Source organism: Hyphomonas sp. (assembly GCF_036964145.1).
Lineage (GTDB): Bacteria > Pseudomonadota > Alphaproteobacteria > Caulobacterales > Hyphomonadaceae > Hyphomonas.
Map to the genome: position 1 here is coordinate 724,040 of NZ_JBALUC010000001.1, position 23,582 is coordinate 747,621.

Here is a 23,582-nt window from a genome sequence, read left to right on the forward strand (position 1 = left end):
GGGTGAACCTGAACACGAGGTGAAAACTGGACGCGGCAGGCAGCCCGGCACATATTGACGGCATGGGAGTGTTCGATATCGTCGCCCGCACCGCAGGCCGGGCCCGTTACGCCGCCGCGCAGGGGTTGAGATCGGCATGGTATGGGGTCCAGATGAGCGCTGCACGACGGCGCGCCAGTGGGTTTGACCGCCCGGGCGAGCCGGCCTTCCGGCCCTCCAAAGGTACACCCGATCTTGCCGCCCTGCGCCGGGCCTATTTCGAGCTGTTCCTCAAGGATCGCCTGAATGTTGAGGCCGGACTCTACCCGGCGCCATCTGATGTGCGCCTGAAGGATTTGCCGAAGGCGTTGAGATCGGCGCGGGCCTTCCGGGAGGACGTGGAGGAAGTTGACCGGCGCCGACTGGAACGTAATGGAACGGAAATACGCCAGCAGGTAATGGATGGGCACAATCGGTATCCTGCCTACTATCTCCAGAATTTCCACTACCAGTCCGGAGGCTGGTTCACCGAAGACAGCGCGGATTTGTATGACACGCAGGTTGAGGCGCTATTCACGGGCACGGCGGATGCCATGCGGCGGGCCGTGCTGGCGGAGATTTCCCGCGAGTTGAAAGGCCGGGACCAGCGCAGGGTGAGCCTGTTGGATGTGGCCTGCGGGAATGGTCGCTTCCTGTCGCAGGTGATGCAGGTATATCCAAGGTTAATGGCAAGCGGGCTGGACCTGTCCCCAACCTATACGGACGCCGCTCGCGCAAGGCTCAAACCGTGGAAACACGTCGAAATCCTGCACGAAGCGGCCGAATCGATGCCGATCGAGAATGCCGGCCTCGACATGGTTGTCTCCATCTTCCTGTTTCATGAATTGCCCCCCAGGGTTCGCGGACAAGTCATATCGGAGGTACAGCGCGTGCTGAAGCCGGGCGGCCTGTTCATTCTGGCCGACAGTGCCCAGTTTGGCGATTATCCGGAGCTGGACGGCCTGCTGGAATACTTTCCGCACGGGTTCCATGAGCCGTATTACAAGGATTACCTGTCCTGGAACGCCAATTCGGTGTGCGAAAGGGCAGGATTGGTGCCTGAAACGCGATCACTGGCATTTCTGACAAAAATCAGCACCTTTCGGCGAGTTTTATAACGCCTTGAAAGGGAACCGATTTCTCGCCTGGAGCGTAGCGTTTAATCCTGGATGAAAAAATATTGATTTGCGCGAATGGAACATGACAGTAATATGACAGTTACGTTACGGTCATGTGACACGAACATTTACCAGGAAGGAAAGGAGGCACCTATGGCCGTCCTAGACCACAATGATAATCATGTTTCCTGGCTGGCGCACAGGGACTTCACTCTTAACGAGTCGGGCCTGCGTGTGTTGCGGGGGACCATGTTGGTCGTTGCAGGCATTGTCGGGGTCAGCCTCGCCATTGCTCTGGATCCGATTGTCAATCTGTTCGCCTGATCGGCGACAGACCTAGAAGCTCGGCAGTTTGCCGGTGCCCATCAGCGGCATGGCAAAAGCGAGAATGATCGAAATTATGAGGCCGAGGAAGGCACGTCCGGCATCGCCGAGAACGTCTTTCACGGCCTCATTCTTTTCGCGCAGATGCGCCACATAAGAGATCGCAAGTTCCCGGCCGGCCAGCAGGCCCAGGAACACCCAGGTCGTGCTCATGGGCACATTGCTGACTTCCTTGAACACGAACAGGATGATGCCATAGATCAGGTCGACGATGGTCGCGGCGCGGACATCCACCGTATTGATCTTGCGCTCGACGATCTTCTGGATCTGGCCGCCGCGCGTGGCGAAGATATAGCCTTGGATCGCCACCAGCAGGATCGCCCCGAAGATCACATAGCCGAGCGAGAAGGCGACATGCGTCTCGTCGCCAGTCACCGTCACCGTGCGAGGCAGGTAGACGAAGATATTCGCCAGATCCTGCATCAGCCATTGCGACCACAGGAAGGTCGTCGTCAGCCACTGGAACGTGATCCAGTACGGCCAGGGCAGCTCGTCCTTGGTGTGGAAGACCCAGCGTTCGAAGGTGCGCGAAATGATCACCCAGATCACCGCGCCGCAAGCGAAGGCGACCACATAGCCCATGGCCGATTTGATGATCATCTTTTCAAGGATGCCATCGCCCGCCGAACCGCCTGACAAGGCGAAGAGGGTCAGGACGAGGAAGGTCGTGGAGACCGGAATACCGAACCGGGTGAGGAACAGCAGGACCAGAGGCGGCAGCGCATGCCACCACTGGATGCCAGGCATCAGCAGGGCGCTGCGATCGCCTTCGCCCGGCAGGACCGACAATTTGTCGAGGCGGTCATACGCGACATCCCCATTGCCATGGAAATATCCATAGAAGAGGACGACGAGGAGGATAGCGCTCGCAAACAGCCAGAGGACCCACCAGGGCCGCCGTGCATTCGAGGAGAGGAATGTCCCGAGGGTCTGGATCGAATCGTTGGCAACAACGGCGTATGACGCCAGCATGAAGCCAATGAGCCCGAAAATCTCTACGCCACCCATGCCGCCAACCCATTGCTATTTGAAGACTTAACGCGAGGTAGCAGGTTCGATGTGCATTGCCGATAGCAGGTATGTGAACTTACTGTGACACAGACATTAGCGCTCATCTGCCCGTCTGCCCCCTATGTCGCAATTTCGCGTCGGCCAGCACGCAGGCGAGCATCGCCTCCGCTACCGGTACCGCACGTATGCCGACACAGGGATCATGCCGTCCGATGGTGCGTACGTCCACCTCCTGACCGTCACGCGTGACAGTCTGGACGGGGGTGAGGATGGAAGATGTTGGTTTGATTGCGAGTCGCACGACGACCGGCTGACCGGTCGAAATGCCGCCGGCAATGCCGCCATTATGGTTCGACAGAAAGCGTGCGCCGTCATTGCCGGTCCGCATCTGGTCAGCGTTTTCCTCACCCGACAGTGCGGCTGCGGCGAAGCCTTCGCCGATCTCTACGCCCTTGGCAGCATTGATGCTCATCATGGCGCCGGCGAGTTCACCATCCAGTTTTCCGTAGATGGGGGCGCCCCAACCGGCCGGAATTCCGGTCGCTTCGACCTCGACAATCGCGCCAGCGGAGCTGCCGGCCTTGCGCGTTTCGTCCAGAAACGTCTCCCAGACTGGCACCATTTCGGCGTCAGGACACCAGAAAGAGTTCGACTTCGTTTCATCCCAGTTCCAGCGCGTGCGGTCGATGGCATGGGGGCCGATCTGGACCACGGCGCCGCGCAACGTGATGCCATCACCGAGTACCCGGCGCGCCACGGCGCCTGCAGCCACCCGCGCGGCGGTCTCGCGCGCACTGGAGCGGCCGCCGCCGCGATAGTCGCGCACGCCGTATTTCTGGTCATAGGAATAGTCGGCATGGCCCGGCCGGTAGCGATCGCGGATCTCGCCGTAATCCTTGGAGCGCTGGTCGGTATTCTCGATCATCAGCGAGATCGGTGTGCCGGTGGTGACAGGGCCACTGGTGCGGTCATCCTCGAAGACGCCGGACAGGATCTTCACCTGGTCGGCTTCCTGGCGCTGGGTCACGAAGCGGGAGGTGCCGGGCCGGCGCTGGTCGAGGAATTGCTGGATGAAGGCCTCATCCAGCGCAAGATTGGGCGGGCAGCCATCGACCACGCATCCGAGCGCCGGCCCGTGGCTTTCGCCCCAGGTGGTCACGCGGAAGAGGTGGCCGAACGTATTGTGAGACATGGCTGCCCGTTCTGTTGAGGGTCAGGGCCTAGCCGAGCAGGTCCTGAACAGCTTCGCGCTCTTCGCGCAGTTCCGTCTCGGTCGCATCCATGCGGGCGCGCGAGAACTCACCGATTTCGAGGCCCTGGACGATCTCGTACTTGCCGTCCTTGCAGGTGCAGGGATAGCCGTAGATGATTCCCGGCTCGATGCCATAGGAGCCGTCGGACGGAATGCCCATGGAGACCCAGTCACCGGCTTCGGTGCCGAGGGCCCAGCTGCGCATGTGGTCGATGGCGGCCGACGCGGCGGAGGCGGCCGACGAGGCGCCGCGGGCCTTGATGATGGCTGCGCCGCGCTGCTGCACATCCGGAATGAAGGTGTTTTCGTACCAGTCCTGATCGACCTTGGAGAGAGCGGCTTCGCCCTTGACGGTCGCGTGGTGCAGGTCCGGATACTGGGTCGAGGAGTGGTTACCCCAGATCGTCATCTTCTTGATGTCGGTATTGTGGGCGCCGGTCTTCTCAGCCAGTTGGCTCATCGCGCGGTTATGGTCGAGACGGACCATGGCGGTGAAGCATTTCGGGTCCAGATCAGGCGCATTCTGTTGCGCGATCAGGGCGTTGGTGTTGGCCGGGTTGCCGACGACAAGCACTTTCACGTCGCGGCTGGCATGATCGTTGATCGCCTTGCCCTGGGGGCCGAAGATGCCGCCATTCGCGGACAGGAGATCCTTGCGCTCCATGCCCTGCTTGCGCGGCATGGCGCCGACGAGCAGTGCAAAGTCGCAATCCTTGAACGCAACGTTCGGATCGTCGGTGGCAACGATGTTGTTGAGCAGCGGGAAGGCGCAATCGTTCAATTCCATGACCACGCCCTCAAGCGCGCCGAGCGCAGGCGTGATTTCCAGCAGGTGAAGGTCGACCGGCTGGTCAGGTCCAAGCATGTTTCCGGCAGCAATGCGGAACAGGAGCGCGTAACCGATCTGGCCTGCAGCGCCAGTTACAGCGACTTTCACGGGCTTTTTCATGGGAGAGTCCTTCTTGCATAGGGTGATTTCGCGGCATCAATGGCGAATTTGTCAGAGAAGGGCAAGCGGCCATGCGCCTATGCCGCAGGATGGACAGGCCGTCACAGTATCACTCTGGCCCCGATTGGCTTATATGACGGTCAGACCCGTAGCCTCCTGATCGGACAGATTGATGAGCCAGACCGACAAGCCCGACATCATCCCGCCTTCGCCAAGCGCATCGGAGTATGACACCGATCCGGCCGGCAAGCCGCTGATCCCCGATACGAGTGATCCGATCGGCCTGTTCAAGGAATGGATGGCCGCGGCGCGGGAAGCCGAACTGAACGATTCCAACGCCATGTCGCTGGCCACGGTAGGGCCGGATGGGATGCCGGACGTGCGGATCGTTCTCCTGAAAGAAGTGACGGAAGCGGGCTTTGTCTTCTTCACCAATCTTGAAAGCGCCAAGGGGCAGCAGCTCACCGAGACGCCGAAAGCCGCGCTGGGCTTCCATTGGAAGAGCCAGCGCCGCCAGGTGCGTGTGCGCGGGACGGTCACGCCCGTCTCGGAAGAGGAGTCCGACGAATATTTTGCGACCCGCGCGGCGCAGAGCCGGATCAGCGCGATTGCCTCCGACCAGTCGCGTCCATTGACCGACCGGGCCGAGTTTGAACAGCGCGTGGCCGAACTGTCGGAAATCTTCGGCGACGGGCCGGACATTCCCCGCCCCGAATTCTGGGGCGGGTTCCGGGTCACGCCGCTCGAGATCGAGTTCTGGCAGGATCAGGCCTTCCGGATGCATGACCGGCTGAAATTCGTCCGCCAGGGCGATGGCTGGACATCCGGACGGCTCTACCCCTGACAGACCTTCGGGATCAGACGATCCCGTTCAGCACATCCCCGAGGATGAGGTGCGGGGCGCCATCGCTGGTCTTGGCCCATGAGACCCCGTCCCCGCCGACCATCGCGGTCACGCGCTGGCGAAACCCGGTAAAGCTCTCGAACTCGACGACATCAACGGGCTCATCGAAATGCAGGGTGACCTCATATCCCATGCCGCCTGCCAGTTCGCGGATGGCATGGACGCGGCCCTCGAAGGGTTGCTTGAGGTAGAGACCGGTCACGCGGTCGCCTAGCTGGCAGGGAGATTCCGGCCGGTTCGACAGGCGCGCCGAGGCCGTGTTCCAGTCCCGGTAGCCGAGTTCCCTGGCCACCAGTTCAAGCGCCTTGGCGTGGGAGATGGACGTGCCGGCATTGGCCTGCTCGGTCCGTATTTCGCGAGCCCGGGTCTTGGCGGCTTCGCGCGTTATGATGGAGTGCGACATGGGTGGGATCCTTTCCCTTCTTCCAGGCGCGGTCACATGAGGCGGGGCTTGCCTTGCCGCTGGACCGCTTGGAATGAAGCGTCAGCATCCAGTTGAACAGCCGCCCTTGGGCGCCTGTGAGACCTTCACCGTCGGGATATCCCGGCAAGCGGCAGGTGTCTCAGACCTGCGCGCCAGATACGCCCAACACGGCGGCGCGTCAACGCCCGCAGGCCTCGATGGCGATGTCGTCCGCTGTCATGGCCTCAGCCGCTTCGAGCGGACGATCCGTGGCGAGCATGACAAGGCCGTCCTCGGCCAGGTCCTGGAATTCGGAGCCATTGCCATCCGCGAGGTAGATATCGTCGAGCCGTTCGCCGGACCGCCCGAGCGTGCCGAAGGCGGATTCCACATCATTGCGGGCATTGCGGTCCCACGCGGCGGCGTCCGGCCGGTCGGTGCCGGTCCAGCCGATCAGGCGGCGCGAATCCACGCCGCGCGCTTCGAGGGCGGAAATGTCCCGGCCTCCGCGCACCGAGGCGGTCATCATGAAGGCTGGATCGATGGCGGCGATTTCTGCGGCCTCGTCGTCATTGTAGGAGATCATGATGATGTTCTCTTCGGCGCCCGCTGCGTAGACGGCCTCGGCGATGTTGGCGAAGCTGGTCGTCTTCTTGCGGTCGAGTTCGAGGATCGCGCCAGTATTGCGGGCCCAGATCAGTGCATCAGTCAGCTTGGGCGGTGCGTAGCGGGTCCGCTGGCCGGAATTGTCGACCAGGGTCAGGCTGGACAGGTCTTCCCAGCTGATGTCCGAGACATAACCGCGCCCGGTCGTCGTCCGGTTCAGCCGGTCATCATGCATCAGCGTCAGTACGCCATCGCGGGTTTCGGCAATGTCGATCTCAAAGACGCGCACACCATGATCGAAATTGTACTGCATTGTCTCAATGGCGTTCTCCGGATAGCCATCCGCAGGGCCGCCGCGATGGGCGGCGATCACCACGCCGCCATTTTCGCGCAGACAGTCGAAATACTCGGGCAGGGGCAGGCGCGCGTCTTCGTTGGCCGTAGCGGGCATGGCAGCGCTTGACTGTGGGACATCGCTTGACGGCCCGCAGCCGGACAGCAGGATGAGAGCGATAACAAGCAGTGCGGAATGGTTCATTCGCAGGGTCCTCTTCTTGCGCTGCAGCAACCGCGCGCATAAACCGGTTCTAAATCAGGCGATTATTACAGAAAACGAAAACATTACAGGGAGACATACCATGCTGGGTATCATGCAGGACTGGCCGCTGACGGTTAACAGAATTCTCGAACACGCGAACCGCATCAACCCCACCCGGGAAATCATCACCCGGCGTGTGGAAGGCAATATTGTCCGCATGACCTATGCCGAACTCTTCAACCAGTCCAAACAGGTGTCCAATGCGCTGCTGGACAGCGGCATCGGCATGGGCGACCGGGTGGCCACGCTGGGCTGGAACTCCGAACGTCACATGGCCTCCTGGTATGGCGCGATGGGGATCGGCGCCGTGCTGCACACGATCAATCCGCGCCTGCACCCTGAGCAGATTGCCTGGATCGCCAATCACGCTGAAGACAAGGTGCTGATCTTCGACAAGACCTTCCTGCCGATCGTTGAAGCCATCAAGGACCATCTGCAGACGGTGAAGACCTTTGTCATCTATGCGGGCGCCGACACGATGTCGGAGAATTCGCTGGGCGCGATCCCGTTCGATATCTGGATCGACGGGCGCTCCACCAATGTCCGCTGGGGCGACTTCCCGGAAGAGACCGCTTGTGGGCTTTGCTACACGTCCGGCACGACGGGCGACCCGAAGGGCGTACTCTACTCCCACCGTTCGAACGTGTTGCACACGCTGATCACAATGCAGCGCGATGCCATTGGCATGGGCGCGAATGATGTCGTGCTGCCAGTCGTGCCGATGTTCCATGCCAATGCCTGGGGGCTGGCGCTGTCCTGTCCTGCGGTCGGCTCGAACATGGTGATGCCGGGAGCGCAGATGGACGGCGCCTCGATCTATGAACTGCTGGATACTGAGAAGGTGACGATCACGGCCGCCGTGCCGACCGTGTGGCTGATGCTGCTCAACCATCTTCAGGAAAACAAACTCAAGCTGCCGCACCTCGAAAAGGTCATTATCGGTGGGTCGGCCGTGCCGGAGCGGATCCTGCGCGCCTTTGAAGAGGAATTCGAAGTCGATGTGGTCCACGCCTGGGGCATGACGGAAACTTCCCCGCTGGGTACGCTCGGCACGCTGCCGCCACACCTCGTGGATGCCGATATCGACACGCGGATGGAGCAGAAACTGAAACAGGGCCGTCCGCCCTTCGGCGTCGAACTCAAGATCGTCAACGATGAGGGCGAAGCGCTGCCGAATGACGGCGAGACCTCAGGCCGCCTCATGGTGCGCGGCGCAGCGATCGCCTCGGGCTACTTCAAGGGCGTCGGCGGCGATGTGCTGGACGAGGATGGCTATTTCGATACCGGCGACGTCGCCAATATTGACGCATACGGCACCATGACGATCACCGACCGCGCCAAGGACGTCATCAAGTCCGGCGGTGAATGGATTTCCTCGATCGACATCGAGAATATCGCGGTCGGCCATCCGAAAGTGGCGAACGCTGCGGCGATTGGCATCTACCATCCGAAATGGGATGAGCGCCCCTTGCTGGTGGTTCAGGCCGCGCCGGGAGAATCGCCGAGCAAGGAAGATGTGCTGGCCCAGCTGGAAGGCAAGATCGCCAAATGGTGGACCCCTGACGATGTCGTCTTTGTCGACGAAATCCCGCTGGGCGCCACCGGCAAGATCAACAAGCTGGCCCTGCGCAACCAGTTCAAGGACTACAAGCTGCCAACGGCCTAGTCTGTCGCGCTGAATTCCGGAACCGGACGGGCGGCGGCTTCCTCGGGAGTGGCCGCTTTTCCGTTCTGAGAGATGTCGTCGATCAGCCATTCCATCTCAGCGATCTCGCGCCTCTGAGCCCGGATGATCTCGTCGGCCAGCTCGCGAACGCGTTCATCCTCGATTTGGGCGCGCTCGCTGGTCATGATGGCGATGGAGTGATGGGGGATCATGGCCTTCATGTAGGAGCGGTCCTGGACGGTGACCTGCGAGCGCACAAGGAACAGGGCGAGCGCAAACAGGAGTGCGCTGCCAGCGTAAATGGCGAGATTGATCCGGCTGTTCTTGTACATGTCCAGCATGAAGGAGAGCATGACGACGGCCATGGCGGCCGCCATGATCAGGGTCATGAAGAAGCGCGTTTCGCTCCAGTGCACGTGCGGTAACGCATAAGTGTTCAGATACATCAGGCCGAACATGACGATAGCGGAGGTCGCGATCATCAGCCCGAAACGGCGGTATTTGCTGGCATCTTCCATTGGGGTCTCCTTGTCGGTGCGTATAGGATGTTGTTTCCCAAACGGGGTGACCCAAAGGCGTGTTCCGAAAAATTCTGGACGCACCGGCTGGTTCGGGTAGGGGGTTACCTATCTCAATGCGAAACGAGTTTTTCGGAAGGGGCTGAAAAAAGATATGGAAACGACAGAGCAGACACAGGATGCCGGTTGGCGCGGCATGGTGGCGAAGGCCTCGCTCGCCTTGTCCCTTTTCACCGTTTTCTGGTTCATCATTGCGGCGGTGGGCACCAAGCTTGGCCTCTGGAGCTGGCAGTTTGGCCTCGGCCAGATGACGATCAATTGGGGCCTGAAACTGATCTTCCTCGCGCTCGGCGTTTCGGTGATTGCGGTCATCCTGTCGCTGATCGCGGCGCCGCGCAAACGCGCCTTCATCCTGGCCTTTGCCGCGCTGCTGGTCGCCGGGCTGAGCTTTGGCCGGGTGGCTGCGTTCGGTGGGGAAGCCTCCCGCCTGCCGCCGATCCACGATGTGCAGACAGACTGGTCCAATCCGGTGATGCCAAGCGAAGCCTTGCTGGCCGCGCGGAAGGCGTCCGACGCATCGAACCCGGTCGAGGCCGCCCCCATTGTGCCGGACACTGCTGAAGAGCGCTGGCCGGGCACGCCAGGGCGTCTCGTGTCGGAACTGCAGGAAGAGGCCGAGTTCGACCCGGCCGTGCAGGAAGACCGGGCGGATGCGCCTTACCCGAAACTCGATTCCTATGTGACCCAGGCGCCGCCTGAAGCCGCCTTCGAAGCCATCCTGATGCTGGTGAAGGAGCGCGGCTGGAAGATCGTGACTGATGACAGGGACGCTGGCCGGATCGAAGCGACCGAGACGAGCTTCTGGTTCGACTTCAAGGATGACGTCATGATCCGTATCCTGCCGACAGATGAAGGCGGGGCGCGCATCGATGTGCGCTCAGCCAGCCGGGTGGGCCTGTCAGATCTGGGCGCGAATGCCAAACGCGTGCGCAATCTGCTCGACGATATCGAGATTGCCCTGCACTAGCCGTCGGCTGGTTCTGGGCTCTGGGCCTCGGGACCCAGTCGTAGAATGCGTGCAGCAGGTGCGATGGTCCAGCCCTGTATGGTCAGCGAGATCGTCACGATGATGAAGACGATATTGAAAAAGCCAACCGAGATTGGGCCGGGAGTAATGACGGGATAGATGGCGAGCAGGATCGGCACGGCCCCGCGCAGGCCTACCCAGCTTAGGAAGATGTTTTCGCGAAAAGTGAATCCCATCCAGCCCACGCTGAGAAAGACCGCAACAGGGCGGGCAATCAGCATCAGAACTGCTGCGCATCCGATGGCCGGCCAGATATCTTGCAACAGTGCACTCGGGGTGACGAGCAGGCCGAGCGTCAGGAAGAGTACCATCTGGCAAAGCCATTGGAACGCCTCATTGAAGTCGACGATCCGGTCGATCGGACGCTTCAGTCTCGCCTTGAGACTGATGCCGGCAAGATAGGCCGCGAGAAAACCACTGCCACCGAGGAGCGACACGCCCGTGAAGATGACCAGGGCGCCTGCGAGCGTCATGATGGGATAGGTGCCCAAAGGCAGCATCAACTGATCCAGAATCCTCGCGAGCACACGGCCGCCAAGTATGCCGCCGACAATCCCGATCCCTGCCTGCATCAGCAGGAAGAGGGCCATGCCGCCAAGGTCCACCGGGGCATTCGTTTGTATTGAGGCCACCAGCGTTGTGAGTGACACGGTCAGGAAGATGGCCATTGGGTCGTTGAGGCCGGATTCCAGCAGAAGCGTATCCTTGAGGCGCTGGCGTAGTCCAATGCCGCTTTGCTGAACCAACAGGAAAGTCGCTGCAGCATCGGTTGAGGCGACGGTCGCACCCAGCAGGAGTCCCACTTGCCAGGGCACATCCATAAGGAAGCACGCTGCGATTCCTGTGATTCCTCCGGTGATCAGTACGCCGATGGTCGCAAGCAAGGAGGCGGGCGGGCCAGCAGAGCGGAAAACGCTGCGCCCAGTTTCCAGTCCCCCGGCAAAAAGGATCACCGCCAAGGCCACACTGCCAAGATCGAAGGCGAAGTCGAAATTGCTGAACTGGATGCGTCCAGGGCCATCTTCACCCAACAGCATCCCGATCAGGAGCGCAATCAACAGGAATGGTGCCCCAGCCCGCCGTGCGAGTGGCATCATGGCAAAGCTGACAAAGATGATGAGGCTGCAGAGGAAGACAAATAATTCCAACGGGCATCCTCTTCCAAACGGGTGATCCGCTGAGATAGGGCAGCGATACAGGTTTACGCAAGGTGCATTCTGAGCGCAGCCGCAGGTTTGCAAAGTGGCCTTGGATTAATTGACATTGCCGATAGGCCGGCTCTCCGCATAGGCGATGTCTGCAGGTCCGGACACGTTGCCGGTCTGGGTCTCGATCAGGGCGAGTGGAATTTGGCCTGTATTCTCAAGCTGAGGAACCACACCGGGAGGGATGTGTACGGATTGGTTTTCTCTCAAGCAGCGGATCACCGTGTCGAGTGTCAGTCGTGCAGTGCCAGAAACCACGGTCCAGTGCTTTGTCTGCAAGGGGGAGGCCGGGAGAGATATGCGGTGTCCAGGCTCCACATGCATGTAGTTTACACGGTAGCCTGCACCGCGCGAGAGAGAGTCCACCCAGCCCCATGCGTTGGCCTGCCGGTCATTGGCCTGACCGGGGTGCGTAGCGCCTGTGCCAAGGGCCAAAGCGGCCTTGCCGACATCCTGCGCGCGGGATTTGTGGGCCACGAGCACGGCGTCCGGCGTCGCGACCGCAATGATGTCCTTCAGTCCGATCCCGACAAGTTGGGGCCCGTCCGGGTTAGACCGAAGCAAGGTGGCTTCACAATCAATCGCCGTGGCCCGGCCCCCCGTCGAAACATCGTCCTCGGGGGTGAACGCGCTGGCCTGACGAACTGCGTCCCAATTGCCCAGATCCGACCACGCGCCGGAGAAAGGGACGACGCAGAGATTGGCTGTGTGCTCCATGACCGCATAGTCGACCGAAATGGAGGGGAGCCCGGACCATGCATCGGCGCCGAGTGTCAGGCCGTCTCCCTCTTCCAGACTGGTGTCGAGGGCATCTTGGACCAGTGGCAGCATTTCAGGAGTATGGTCCTGAAAGGCGCGAATGATCGATTTGGTCGTGAAGAGGAAGATGCCGGCATTCCAGAGATAAGTGCCTGCGTTGACCATGGCCTGAGCGCGTTCCATCGACGGCTTCTCGACAAACTTCCTGAGAGGCATCGGTGCGAACTCGCCGTGTTCGAAAGGCCTCTCCAGTTCGAGATAACCGAACCCGGTCTCCGGGCCTGTTGGCCGAACGCCGAACGTCACCAACTGACCAGCTTCTGCCGCCGGGATGGCTGCCCGAATGCAGTCCCGAAACACGGCCGGATCACCGATTAAGTGATCTGATGGCGCCACGACCATAAGGGAATTGGACATTGTCTGATCGAGATGGAGGGCTGCCGCCAGAATGGCCGGGGCTGTGTTTCGGGCAGAGGGCTCCAGCAGAAGCCTTGCGTTACGGACGCCTAAGGCCAGTAATTGGGTGCGCGCGGTGGCGCTGTATTCGGTCTGGGTGAGGACCAGCGGCGGAGAGAACATTGCGTGAGAGAAACGCCTTACAGCAGCCTGAAACAGGGTTTCCGATCCCAGCAAGTCAATGAATTGCTTGGGATGGTTTGCGCGGGATACCGGCCAGAGCCGTGTCCCCGTTCCGCCGCTCAGGAGCACTGGAACGATAGGCGTCGCGCCCGCCTTCATATGGTTGATCTGGTTCCCATCAATAGTTGATGATGGCCCAACCTAATGGGAAACGCCAGCCGGTTCAGAAATTATTTACCACGCTCTCAGCCGACTGGACTGTCATAGTATCGCGGGCCTAGCGGTCTTTCGGGTCCAGGGCGTCGCGCAGGCCATCGCCGATGAAGTTCAGGCAGAGCAGGGTGACGGCCATGGTGATCGCCGGGGCGAGCAGCATCCAGGGCTTTTCTTCCATGCGGTGTGCGCCGTCGGAAATCAGCACGCCCAGTGAGGTCAACGGCTCGTTCACGCCGAGACCTAGGAAGGACAGGAAGCTTTCGGCGAGAATGACCACTGGAATGGTCAGCGTGACATAGACTGCCACTGGGCCGATCACGTTTGGCAGGATATGGCGCAGGATGATGTCCTTGCGGCTGACGCCGGAGGCGCGGGCGGCTTCAATGAATTCCTTGCCCTTGATGGCGAGGGTCTGGCCGCGCACGATCCGCGCCATGGTCAGCCATTCGATCGCGCCAATGGCGGCAAAGATCAGGACGATGTTCCGCTCGAATACGGTCAGCAACAGGATGACAAAGAAGATGAAGGGCAGGGCGTAGAGCACGTCGACGATGCGCATCATGAAATTGTCGACGCGGCCGCCCAGATAGCCTGCGGTGGCGCCCCAGGTGACGCCGATCACGAGGCTGACAGCGGTTGCCACGATGCCCACCATCAGCGAGATACGCAGCCCGATCATCAGGCGGGCCAGCAGGTCGCGGCCCTGCAGATCTGTCCCGAGCGGATGCATGCCGTCCAGCGTTGGCGCAATCGTGCGCAGGTCAGAGATCGTGCTGTATTTGTGGACCCACACAAAGGGGCCGAACACGGCGAACAGGACGAGAAAGCCAAGGATCCACATGGAGATCACGGCGGCGCGATTGCGGAACAGGCGCGTGCGGGCGTCGTCCCAGAGCGAACGGCCACCCACAATGGCTTTCTGGACGGGTTCGATGCGTCCGGTCGGGTCGAGGATAGGATCAAGATCCGTCATCAGTCGTACTTCACTTTCGGATCAAGCAGGGCGTAGAGGATGTCTGCGACGAGGTTCAGCAGCACGATCAGGCCTGCATAGACAATGATGGCGCCCATCACGAGCGTGTAGTCCCGGTTCAGCGCCCCATCGACGAAATAGGAGCCGAGGCCAGGCAGGCCGAAGATTTTCTCGATCACGACCGAACCGGTCATCACGCGGGCCATGGCCGGGCCGGCATACGAAATCAGGGGCAACAGGGCTGCTGGCAAAGCGTGGCGGGCAATCACCTGGCGTTCCGTCAGGCCCTTGGACCGGGCCGTGCGGATGTGGTTGGAGCGCATGGTCTCGATGATCGAGGCGCGCATCAGGCGCGAGATGATCGCAATCTGCGGCAGGGCCAGCGTGATGACCGGCAGGGTCATATTGTGCCAGTTCATGCCGATATTGGGGTATGTGCCCAGACCGCCAACGGCGAAGATGCCAGCGCCAAGGGCAAAGATGAGAATCAGGATCGGGCCGGTGACAAAGGTCGGGATCGAAATCCCGGCCATCGCAATGCCCATGACACTATAATCCGCCGATGTGTTCTGCCTGAGTCCGGCAAACACACCGAGCAATGTGCCGACCGCGATGCCCAGCCCCATCGAGAGAAATCCGATGGTCAGCGAAATGGGCAGGCCGTCCGCGATAAGATCGTTCACGCTCTTGCCGAGTGTCTTGTAGGACGGGCCGAAATCGCCCACCAGGACGCCGCCCACATAATCAAAATATTGCTCATGGAGCGGCTTGTCGAAGCCGAACTCGGCGGCAATCGCGGCCTCGGTGGCAGGCGGCAACTTGCGCTCCCCGTCGAACGGCCCGCCGGGAGCCGCCCGCATCATCAAGAAGGCCATCGTGATGATGGCCAGCATTGTGGGGATTGCTATCAGCAGGCGCCTGAACGTATAGGCCCACGGAATTCGGCTAATGACACGTTGAAAAGAGGACACGTTCTTTTGCTATTCCGTTGCTGGTAATAGGAATTTGATCATGCCGCCGTTACCGGCGCTTGGCATAACGATCCGCAATCCTTAGCTTGTAGCGACAGCCGATCAAGACCGCAGACTCAGGCAGGGACACTAAAATATGGCCGATATTCGCCGCGTTACGGAAGCTTTTGCTGTCGCCCCCCAGATTAATGAGGAGGATGTTGCCCAAATCGAGGCTGCAGGCTTCAAAACAATCGTGGCGAACCGCCCGGATGGCGAAGGCGGCGTCGACCAGCCCCGGATGGGCGCCATTCGCGCCAAGGCCGAATCACTGGGACTGACCTTTGTGGCCTTGCCATTTTCTGGCGCGCCGACGCCTGAAGTGGTTGAACGCATGAGCAATATTCTGAACGAGGCGCCTCAACCCGTGCTGGCGTATTGCCGCACCGGTACGCGCTGCATCACGGCCTGGGCGCTGACCCATTCCGGGCAGGGCACGGGACAGGAAATCGTCGATGCTGCAGCAGACGCAGGCTATGATTTGTCCAGTCTGCAGTCGCTGCTCTGATCCTGGCCTCTAAAATTTTGTGAGCAAATGGTCACATTTGCGCCGCATTAAGTGTGTTGTCAGTGAAGACCGGCCATGCGAAGGCCAAGGCAGGGAGGCGCAGGCCATGTGGCCGTTAGCGCAACAGGAGTGGAATGGATGAGCGATCGTCTGTGGATCACCGATTTCAAATATGATGATGGCGCCATGCTGGTGAAGAAGACCGGACATCGCGTTCCGCTCACGCTTTCCCTCGCGCACGATATCTTCACCTGGTTCTGTTTCTACTTCTTTGCCCAGACCTGGCGCACCTGGCGCCGCGTCACCGGGCACAAGCGCCCCACCATTGCTTTCTACCCGGACAAGCCGCGTCCCTGGTACTTCATCTGGCCCGTCATGCACGTATCCGGCGCGAAGCTGATCGACGATGTCGCAACCGCAGACATTGTCATGCAGTTCGACGACTCCACCGAGACCGACAATACGGTCCCGATCGTTCGCGAGGGGGTGAGGCTGCTCAATTTTGCCTGTGATGATATTTCGAAATCTACCGTCGCAGCGGCATTTGAACAGGCAGCCGGCTATTCCCTCTCCGTTGATCCAACGACCCATGAGGGCCGCATGGTGGAGAAATCCGAGTTGAATGCCGCGCATGATGGCCGCATCCTCGAAGGCCCGCTGGATACGCCCGTACCCGGCAAGACCTATCAGCGCCTGGTGGACAATGAGATCGATGGCGGTCTCGTCGAAGATCTCCGCTGCTGCATCGTGGCCGGTTCTCCCACCATCGTGTTCCGCAAGCGACGCCCGCTGGATCGCCGCTTCCTGAATGAGAACGTCCAGGTTTTGCTCGACGAGCCTCGCAATTGCTACACGAGCGATGAAATTGCCGTGATTGAGCGCTTTGCGGCATCTATCGGGCTGGACTGGGGTGGTGTGGACGTCCTACGTGACCGGTCAACCGGACGAATCTATATCGTCGATGCAAACAAGACGGACATGGGCCCGCCCGTGGCACTCAAACTGGGTGCCAAGCTCCGGGCGACCCGCCGTATGGCGCAGGCCTTTGCCGTTGCCTTTGCACCGAAGAAGCGCTGATCGCTCCGGTCGGCCAGAATCGCTGCAAGAGACTAGACTATTATGGCAATTCCCTACGTTCGCGACATCGAGTTTGAATATGGCGTCGTGGAGCAAGTGTCTCCACTGATCCGCCGCGTGATTGCGAACAATCCCGGCCCGTTCACCTATGTCGGTACAGGGGTCTACATCATCGGGCAGGGTGAAGTTGCGGTCATTGATCCCGGCCCGGAAAATGCTGAACATTTCGAAGCCCTGAAGCAGGCGCTGGAAGGCGAGACCGTGACGCACGTGCTGGTCACCCACGGCCATTCCGACCATTCCCCGCTGGCGACGCCTTTGGCCGAATGGGCGGGTTGCAAAACCTACGCAAAGAATTGCGGCGTGCCGACGGCCAAGGGCGAACTCGGCAGCGCAGACGATCTCGGTTTCATGCCGGATGTGAAAGTTGGCGATGGGGATGTGATTTCCGGCCCCGGCTGGACGCTCGACGTGATCGAGACGCCGGGACATACCTGCAATCATCTCTGTTTCGGCCTGCGCGAAGAGAATGCCTGCCTGTCTGGCGATCACATCATGGGCTGGTCGACGACTGTCGTCGCGCCGCCTGATGGGGACATGGGCGATTATATGCGCAGCCTCGACAAGATTCAGGCCAGGAAATTCGACACGCTGTGGCCAACGCATGGCGACCCGGTGCGCGGCCGCGACTTTGTCGACCATTTCATCACCGAATATGCCAATCACCGCCGCGCGCGCGAAGCGGCCATTCTCGACCAGTTGCGGTCCGGCCAGTCCTCGATACCGGAAATGGTGAAGGTGATGTATGCCGAGGTCGACAAGCGCCTGCACCCTGCGGCGGCCATGTCCGTGCTGGGTCACATGATCGAACTGATCAAGACGGGCCTGGTCGTCTCTCCGGATGAGAAACCGACAACACGGTCTCATTTTGAGCTGGTGAAATCGCCATCCTGATGGGCTTGGCGGCGGTTAACGGGTTCTGATCGGTCCCTAGACCATTTCCATCTTGTTTGGTCGCATCAGCAGGCTCTGGATCGCCTCGTCGACGCTGATCACGCCCTCGACCACGTCAGCCACAGCATCACAGATCGGCATGTCCACGCCGCGCTCGGCCGCGAGCCGTTTCAGCACGGGCGCCGTCGCCACGCCTTCGGTTACGGCATTGCGGGCGTCGAGGATGTCTTCGAGTCTCTCGCCCTTTCCGAGCGCCAGGCCGCAGCTCATGTTGCGGCTCGTCTCGGAAGAGCAGGTCAGGACAAGGTCTCCCAGGCCGGACAGGCCGGACAGGGTTTCCCGCTCGGCGCCAAGCGCGAGGGCGAGCCGTGTCATCTCGGCGCTGCCGCGGGCGATCAGTGCTGCATGGGCAGACCGGCCAAGGCCCTTGCCGAGGGCGATGCCGCAGGCGATGGCCAGCACGTTCTTCACCGCGCCGCCGATTTCCGCGCCGAGCAGGTCGTGCGCGAGATAGGGCCGGAAGTTTGGCGTGGCCACGGCGGCGATCAATTCGGTGCCAAGCGCTTCATCCTCGATGGCGAAGGTCACTGCCGTCGGCAGGCCCTTGGCCACATCAATCGCGAAACTCGGGCCTGACATGACAGCCGGGATGGCGTCAGGCAATTCATCGGCAAGGATCTGCGTCATGAATTCGCCGGTCTTCAACTCGATGCCCTTGGAGCAGAGCACAACGGGGGTCTTCGGCCGGATATGTTCCTTCAGGGCTTGGAGCATGGCGCGCGTATGCTGCGCCGGGGCGACCGAGAACAGCGCGTCCATCAGGTGGAGGTCAGCCAGATCGGAGGTCGCCTTCAGCGCAGGGTTCAGCGGTACGCCCGGCAGGAAGACCGTATTCTCATGGCGCGTATTTATGGCCTCCGCCACTTCCGGCTCGCGACACCAGATCAGCACGTCCTGAGCCTCGCGGGTCAGCATCTGGGCAATTGCCGTGCCCCATGCGCCGCCGCCAATCACGCCGAATGTTTTGAAGTGTTTCGTCATGTGCCGGAGATTGGTCGAAACCGGTCAGCGGAGCAAGCAGATCGGTCAGATGAAGCTGAACGTGCCGCGTTCCTTTTCCGCGTCTACAGTAACGGCGACCTTGCGACCGACCGGGGAGGCATCTTCGCGCAATATTGCGAGCGCCTCCGGGGAGGCGTTGGCGAGGGCGCGGCGGCCATCCTCCAGGCGAACAAAGGCGATGCCCTTATTGGGGCCTTCCTTGCCGTGGGTGACGGTGAAGGTTTCGAGCGTGCCTTTGCAATCCTCGTGGCAGAGTGTGACCTGTTCGGTGGGTGTGGCGTAAGGTTCTGCGGGCACGAAACGGGCGGGCTTTAGCGCGGAATAGACCCCCACGGCCTCCTTGGTCATCCAGCCGCCATTGGCGAGGACGAGGCCGTAGCTTGCCGGGTCACTCCGCAGCGTGGCCACCATTTCCGCGATGCCATGCAGGGAATAATTGTTTCCGGGTCCGCCGAAGAAGGGCAGGCCGCCAGTAAGGGTGAGTGAGCGTGGATCATTCTTCCAGTCGATGCCCAGCGCGGCAGTCGAGGAGAAGACGGCGCACGGGAAGCAGGAATAGAGATCAAAATGCTGGAGGTCCGCTGTGGTCTTTTCAGCCTGGTGCAAGGCGCGGCCGATGGCGGTCTGCATGGCCCATGACCCGTCGAGGCGGGGGCGCAGCGAGATCAGGTCATCGGCAGCTTCGCCGGCGCCGTGCAGGTAGACGCGCTTATCTTCCGCGATGCCCAGCGCGTCAGCTTTCGAGCTGCTCATCAGGATCGCCGCCGCGCCCTGATTGACCGCATCCTGGGCGATGAACCATTTCAGGAAGGGATCGGCATATTCGTAATTTGCCTTGGAGGGCGTCGAAAGAAACTCAACCGAGCGTTCCTCCGGGAATTGTGAATACGGGTTCTTTGCAGCGACCGCAGAGAAGGGCTGAAAGAGTTCGGCCATGGCCTTGCGGTGCTGGCTGCGCGAGCGGCCTTCGCGGGCGGCGATGGCATTCTCGAACAGGCCATAGAAATAGGCCGGTGCGATGATGCCGTGCTTGATCTCTTCGCGCGACAGCATCATGGGGCCCATGCCGCGATCTTCATAGGCGGCCTCCGCGCTGTCCGCCCAGTCGATGTCCACGCCATTGCGGCGCGCGCCCTTGGAGGCCCGATTGGCCTCGGAGCCTGAAATCAGGACGCAGTCGGCTTCGCCTGCATGGATACGCGCGGCCATTTCATTGACCAGAGCCTGAGGGCTCTGACCGCCCACCGTTTCATAGATGAGGGACTCTGGCGTGGCGCCGATATCGCGGGCAAGCGTGCCAGGAAGGTTGGTATTGTGGCCATGCGGATGTGGCGCGCTCCCAATGGAATCCTCGAAGATGCGCACGACGGCAATCGTGTCGATGGAGTTGGCGAGGGCCTCTGCGCCACTGTCGGCGAGCGCCGCCTTTGACGCATCGACCATGAGCGACAGCGGCGATGGCGCCCCGTCGGGCCCATTTGTTCCATCCCACTGGCTGAGGCTTTGCCCAACACCGACCAGAACCGGCAGATCGCCTTTTGCCATGACACGCTCCCTTATTGTCGTTTGTAACGACACCTAGCGTGCGAAATCCGGCAAGGCGAGCCGGGACGTCGGGGAAGGACTCGCCGTCTCCGCACAGGCGGAAACGGCGATATCATTTCATCTTATCCGCCGTTCAGCAGACCTTTTTCGCGCATGAAGTCGAGGATGACTTCGGCGGCCTCTTCCGGCGAATTGTTCACCGTGTCGATGCGGAGTTCGGCTGCCTGGGGTGGTTCATAAGGACTGTCGATGCCGGTGAAGTTCTTGATCTCTCCGGCGCGGGCCTTCTTGTAGAGACCCTTCACATCGCGTTCCTCGGCCACGCTGAGCGGGGTATCGACATAGACTTCGATGAATTCGCCATCCGCCATCAGATTCCGCGCCATCTGGCGTTCGGACCGGAACGGCGAGATGAAGGAGACCAGCGTGATCAGTCCGGCGTCGGACATCAGGCGAGCGACATTGGCGACACGGCGGATGTTCTCTACACGGTCGGCATCGGTGAAGCCGAGATCGCGGTTCAGCCCGTGGCGCACATTGTCCCCATCCAGCGTGAAGGTGTGCTTGCCTTGCGCGAACAGCAATTTCTGAAGGGCATTGGCAATGGTCGACTTGCCTGATCCTGAGAGGCCGGTGAACCAGAGCACGGCCGGTTTCTGGCCCTTCTGCTCGGCCAGTGCGGACCGGTCGACATCCATCGCCTGCCAGTGAATGTTCGACGCGCGGCGCAGCGCAAAGTCAACGAGGCCCAGACCGACCGTATCGTTTGTCATCCGGTCGATCAGGATGAAGCCACCCATTTCGCGATTGATATCATACGGATCATAGGGGACTGGCTGGTCCAGAGAGAGGGTCGTGACGCCGATCTGGTTGAGCTCCAGCGTTTTCGCAGGAACATCGTTCAACGTGTTGACATCAATGCCATATTTCGGGGCGTTGACCGTGGCGGTCACGGTCTTGGCACCCATCTTCAGCAGGTAGCGCCGGCCCGGCAGCAGGGACGTCTCACTCATCCAGAGGATGCGCGCCTGGAACTGGTCGGAGACTTCAGACGGATCATCCGCCGACACAAGAACATCGCCGCGTGAGCAGTCGATTTCGTCATCCAGCGTGATCGTGACCGACTGGCCGGCAATGGCCTGGTCGAGATCGCCGGTCGCCGTAACGATCCGCTGAACCGTGGACTGCTTGCCGGAGGGCATGGATTTCACGCGGTCGCCCGGCTGCAGGCTGCCTGCTGCGATCTGACCGGAGAAGCCCCGGAAATCGAGATTGGGCCGGTTGACCCATTGGACGGGCATGCGGAAAGGCGTGTTCAGGCGGCGGTCGCCGACCGGCACGGTTTCCAGATAGTCCATCAGGCTCGGGCCATCGTACCAGTCGGTCTCATTGGACTTGCTGGTGATGTTGATGCCTTCGAGCGCGGACATCGGGATCGGCTGGATTTCGAGGTCCGTCGCAAGCTCGTCGGCGAAAGCGTAGAAATCATCGACAATGTCGTCATAGGCCTGCTGGCTGTAATCGACGAGGTCCATCTTGTTGATGGCGAGGACGACCTTGCGGATGCCCAGCAGCGTCGTGATGAAGCTGTGGCGGCGGGTCTGGGTGAGGATGCCCTTGCGCGCATCCACCATCAGGATGGCTACGTCGGCCGTCGAGGCGCCGGTGGCCATGTTACGCGTATACTGTTCATGGCCAGGCGTGTCGGCGACGATGAATTTGCGTTTGTCGGTCGCGAAGAAGCGATAGGCGACATCAATCGTGATGCCCTGTTCGCGCTCAGCGGTGAGGCCGTCAACGAGAAGGGCAAAGTCGATGTTCTCGCCTTGCGTACCGACTTTCTTGGAATCGCTTTCGAGGGAGGCAAGTTGATCCTCGAAGATCATCTTCGCATCATAGAGCAGACGGCCGATCAGGGTCGACTTGCCATCATCCACGGATCCGCAAGTGATGAAGCGGAGCAGGGATTTGTGTTCATGCTTTTCCAGATAGGCGGCGATATCTGATTCAATCAGGTCGTCATTTAGGCGCATCAGAAATAGCCTTCCTGTTTTTTCTTTTCCATGGATCCGGACTGGTCGGCGTCGATCACGCGGCCCTGACGTTCGGATGTGGTGGTCAGGAGCATTTCCTGGATGATGTCTTCAAGCGTGGCGGCCGTGCTTTCAACAGCGCCGGTCAGCGGATAGCAGCCGAGCGTGCGGAAGCGGACGGACTTGGTCACGGCAGTCTTTGCCAGCTCTTCCGGCATCCGCTCGTCATCGACCATGATGTCCACACCGTTCCAGTTCACGACCGGGCGCGGGGCCGCAAAATAGAGCGGGACGATCTCGATATTCTCGCGGCGGATATACTGCCAGATATCGAGTTCGGTCCAATTGGACAGCGGGAAGACACGGACGCTTTCGCCCTGGTTGATACGGGTGTTGTAGACGTTCCAGGGCTCTGGGCGCTGGCGTTTCGGGTCCCAGCGATGCTCTGCTGAGCGGAACGAGAAAATGCGCTCCTTGGCGCGGGATTTTTCCTCGTCGCGCCGGGCGCCGCCGAAGGCCGCATCAAACTTGTACTTGTCGAGTGCCTGCTTGAGCCCTTGTGTTTTCATCACATCGGTATGGACGGCCGAGCCGTGGCTGAACGGGCCCACGCCGTCGCGTACGCCTTCCTCATTCACATGTACCAGAAGGTCGAACCCCAGTTCCTTTGCCTTGCGGTCGCGAAACGCGATCATTTCCCGGAATTTCCAGGTCGTGTCGACATGCATCAGCGGGAAAGGGGGGCGGGATGGATAGAAGGCTTTCATCGCCAGATGCAGCATCACCGCAGAATCCTTGCCCACGGAATAGAGCATGACCGGGTTTTCGCACTCGGCGGCCACTTCGCGGATGATGTGCAGGCTTTCGGCTTCGAGTCTGTCAAGGTGGGTAAGAGTTTTCAAAACGCGTACAGTCCTTCAGGTATCATCGGTATCGGTAAGTTCTTGTTATCCCAGATATAGCGGGCCTGCGTGGGCGATAGACCCGAATGTGTGTCACATCCATAATCTGATCGTTCAGCAGAGCTAAAGCATGCAATTTGCTCGTTATGAGGGGGGCTTTCCCCGATGTTGTCGCATTCCTACACAAAGTGTCATTATCCTGCTGGAATCCCCGAGTCTAAATACGCTCTACTCGGATGGAGGTA

The 23,582-nt window shown here is 60.6% G+C and carries 22 protein-coding genes; 8 read left to right on the forward strand and 14 right to left on the reverse strand.

From position 1 onward, the window contains the following. Positions 1 to 62: 62 nt before the first annotated feature. The gene (locus V7660_RS03600) at positions 63 to 1,136 is read left to right on the forward strand and encodes a class I SAM-dependent methyltransferase (RefSeq protein WP_335601756.1); all 1,074 of its coding nucleotides are present in this window, start codon (positions 63 to 65) and stop codon (positions 1,134 to 1,136) included. 153 nt (positions 1,137 to 1,289) lie between these two features. After that, positions 1,290 to 1,460, forward strand: coding sequence for a hypothetical protein (locus tag V7660_RS03605; RefSeq protein ID WP_335601757.1), 171 nt, complete (start codon positions 1,290 to 1,292; stop codon positions 1,458 to 1,460). A 12-nt stretch (positions 1,461 to 1,472) separates the two neighbouring features. Here the strand turns inward: V7660_RS03605 and V7660_RS03610 are convergent, their stop codons facing one another. From V7660_RS03610 to V7660_RS03620, 3 genes are all read right to left on the reverse strand, one after another. Then, positions 1,473 to 2,528 (reverse strand): hypothetical protein, encoded by a 1,056-nt coding sequence (locus V7660_RS03610; protein ID WP_335601758.1) that lies wholly within the window; start codon positions 2,526 to 2,528, stop codon positions 1,473 to 1,475. Between the two features lie 103 nt (positions 2,529 to 2,631). Beyond that, the gene (aroC, locus tag V7660_RS03615) at positions 2,632 to 3,723 is read right to left on the reverse strand and encodes a chorismate synthase (RefSeq protein ID WP_335601759.1); all 1,092 of its coding nucleotides are present in this window, start codon (positions 3,721 to 3,723) and stop codon (positions 2,632 to 2,634) included. 28 nt (positions 3,724 to 3,751) lie between these two features. After that, complete coding sequence (locus V7660_RS03620; protein WP_335601760.1) at positions 3,752 to 4,732, reverse strand: malate dehydrogenase; 981 nt, start codon at positions 4,730 to 4,732, stop codon at positions 3,752 to 3,754. Positions 4,733 to 4,904: 172 nt separating this feature from the next. On the opposite strand from V7660_RS03620, the gene pdxH reads away from it, so the two are divergent. After that, positions 4,905 to 5,576 carry a pyridoxamine 5'-phosphate oxidase gene (gene pdxH / locus V7660_RS03625; RefSeq protein WP_335601761.1) on the forward strand — a complete coding sequence of 224 codons (672 nt, stop codon included), beginning with the start codon at positions 4,905 to 4,907 and terminating at the stop codon, positions 5,574 to 5,576. 13 nt (positions 5,577 to 5,589) lie between these two features. Here pdxH and V7660_RS03630 read toward each other — a convergent pair whose 3' ends face one another. Further along, a complete protein-coding gene (locus V7660_RS03630) occupies positions 5,590 to 6,039 on the reverse strand; it encodes a glyoxalase superfamily protein (RefSeq protein ID WP_335601762.1) in 450 nt (149 codons plus the stop codon). Between the two features lie 199 nt (positions 6,040 to 6,238). Continuing rightward, on the reverse strand, positions 6,239 to 7,183 hold the full coding sequence (locus V7660_RS03635; protein WP_335601763.1) for a glycerophosphodiester phosphodiesterase family protein: 945 nt from the start codon (positions 7,181 to 7,183) through the stop codon (positions 6,239 to 6,241). 100 nt (positions 7,184 to 7,283) lie between these two features. Here V7660_RS03635 and V7660_RS03640 point away from each other — a divergent pair, with 100 nt between their 5' ends. Beyond that, positions 7,284 to 8,909 (forward strand): long-chain-fatty-acid--CoA ligase, encoded by a 1,626-nt coding sequence (locus V7660_RS03640; RefSeq protein WP_335601764.1) that lies wholly within the window; start codon positions 7,284 to 7,286, stop codon positions 8,907 to 8,909. On the opposite strand, the gene V7660_RS03645 is transcribed toward V7660_RS03640, so the two are convergent. Continuing rightward, entirely contained in the window at positions 8,906 to 9,427 is a 522-nt protein-coding gene (locus V7660_RS03645; RefSeq protein ID WP_335601765.1) for a DUF305 domain-containing protein, read from the reverse strand. The two genes, V7660_RS03640 and V7660_RS03645, sit on opposite strands and share 4 nt — an antisense overlap. 154 nt (positions 9,428 to 9,581) lie before the next feature. Between V7660_RS03645 and V7660_RS03650 the strand changes: the two genes are divergently transcribed. Beyond that, the gene (locus V7660_RS03650) at positions 9,582 to 10,454 is read left to right on the forward strand and encodes a DUF1499 domain-containing protein (RefSeq protein ID WP_335601766.1); all 873 of its coding nucleotides are present in this window, start codon (positions 9,582 to 9,584) and stop codon (positions 10,452 to 10,454) included. On the opposite strand, the gene V7660_RS03655 is transcribed toward V7660_RS03650, so the two are convergent. The 4 genes from V7660_RS03655 to V7660_RS03670 form a co-directional block, all read right to left on the reverse strand. Next, positions 10,451 to 11,662 carry a potassium/proton antiporter gene (locus V7660_RS03655; protein WP_335601767.1) on the reverse strand — a complete coding sequence of 404 codons (1,212 nt, stop codon included), beginning with the start codon at positions 11,660 to 11,662 and terminating at the stop codon, positions 10,451 to 10,453. The two genes, V7660_RS03650 and V7660_RS03655, sit on opposite strands and share 4 nt — an antisense overlap. 105 nt (positions 11,663 to 11,767) lie before the next feature. Further along, positions 11,768 to 13,216, reverse strand: a complete 1,449-nt coding sequence (locus V7660_RS03660; protein ID WP_335601768.1) for a mannose-1-phosphate guanylyltransferase/mannose-6-phosphate isomerase — start codon at positions 13,214 to 13,216, stop codon at positions 11,768 to 11,770. A 118-nt stretch (positions 13,217 to 13,334) separates the two neighbouring features. Then, positions 13,335 to 14,246: an ABC transporter permease subunit gene (locus V7660_RS03665; RefSeq protein WP_335601769.1), complete on the reverse strand. Its 912-nt coding sequence runs from the start codon at positions 14,244 to 14,246 to the stop codon at positions 13,335 to 13,337. Then, on the reverse strand, positions 14,246 to 15,217 hold the full coding sequence (locus V7660_RS03670; RefSeq protein WP_335601770.1) for an ABC transporter permease: 972 nt from the start codon (positions 15,215 to 15,217) through the stop codon (positions 14,246 to 14,248). Before V7660_RS03670 ends, V7660_RS03665 begins: the two co-directional genes overlap by 1 nt. A 136-nt stretch (positions 15,218 to 15,353) precedes the next feature. Here V7660_RS03670 and V7660_RS03675 point away from each other — a divergent pair, with 136 nt between their 5' ends. The 3 genes from V7660_RS03675 to V7660_RS03685 all read left to right on the forward strand — a co-directional run bounded on the left by V7660_RS03675 (position 15,354) and on the right by V7660_RS03685 (position 17,795). Then, positions 15,354 to 15,764 carry a TIGR01244 family sulfur transferase gene (locus V7660_RS03675; protein ID WP_335601771.1) on the forward strand — a complete coding sequence of 137 codons (411 nt, stop codon included), beginning with the start codon at positions 15,354 to 15,356 and terminating at the stop codon, positions 15,762 to 15,764. Positions 15,765 to 15,902: 138 nt separating this feature from the next. Next, on the forward strand, positions 15,903 to 16,841 hold the full coding sequence (locus V7660_RS03680; RefSeq protein ID WP_335601772.1) for a hypothetical protein: 939 nt from the start codon (positions 15,903 to 15,905) through the stop codon (positions 16,839 to 16,841). 42 nt (positions 16,842 to 16,883) lie between these two features. Then, positions 16,884 to 17,795 (forward strand): MBL fold metallo-hydrolase, encoded by a 912-nt coding sequence (locus tag V7660_RS03685; RefSeq protein WP_335601773.1) that lies wholly within the window; start codon positions 16,884 to 16,886, stop codon positions 17,793 to 17,795. Between the two features lie 36 nt (positions 17,796 to 17,831). Here the strand turns inward: V7660_RS03685 and V7660_RS03690 are convergent, their stop codons facing one another. From V7660_RS03690 to cysD, 4 genes are all read right to left on the reverse strand, one after another. After that, positions 17,832 to 18,836 (reverse strand): NAD(P)H-dependent glycerol-3-phosphate dehydrogenase, encoded by a 1,005-nt coding sequence (locus V7660_RS03690; RefSeq protein ID WP_335601774.1) that lies wholly within the window; start codon positions 18,834 to 18,836, stop codon positions 17,832 to 17,834. 45 nt (positions 18,837 to 18,881) lie between these two features. Next, on the reverse strand, positions 18,882 to 20,402 hold the full coding sequence (locus V7660_RS03695; RefSeq protein ID WP_335601775.1) for an acetyl-CoA acetyltransferase: 1,521 nt from the start codon (positions 20,400 to 20,402) through the stop codon (positions 18,882 to 18,884). A 122-nt stretch (positions 20,403 to 20,524) separates the two neighbouring features. Next, positions 20,525 to 22,435, reverse strand: a complete 1,911-nt coding sequence (gene cysN, locus V7660_RS03700; RefSeq protein ID WP_335601776.1) for a sulfate adenylyltransferase subunit CysN — start codon at positions 22,433 to 22,435, stop codon at positions 20,525 to 20,527. Continuing rightward, positions 22,435 to 23,337 carry a sulfate adenylyltransferase subunit CysD gene (gene cysD / locus V7660_RS03705; RefSeq protein ID WP_335601777.1) on the reverse strand — a complete coding sequence of 301 codons (903 nt, stop codon included), beginning with the start codon at positions 23,335 to 23,337 and terminating at the stop codon, positions 22,435 to 22,437. Before cysD ends, cysN begins: the two co-directional genes overlap by 1 nt. Positions 23,338 to 23,582 lie beyond the last annotated feature (245 nt).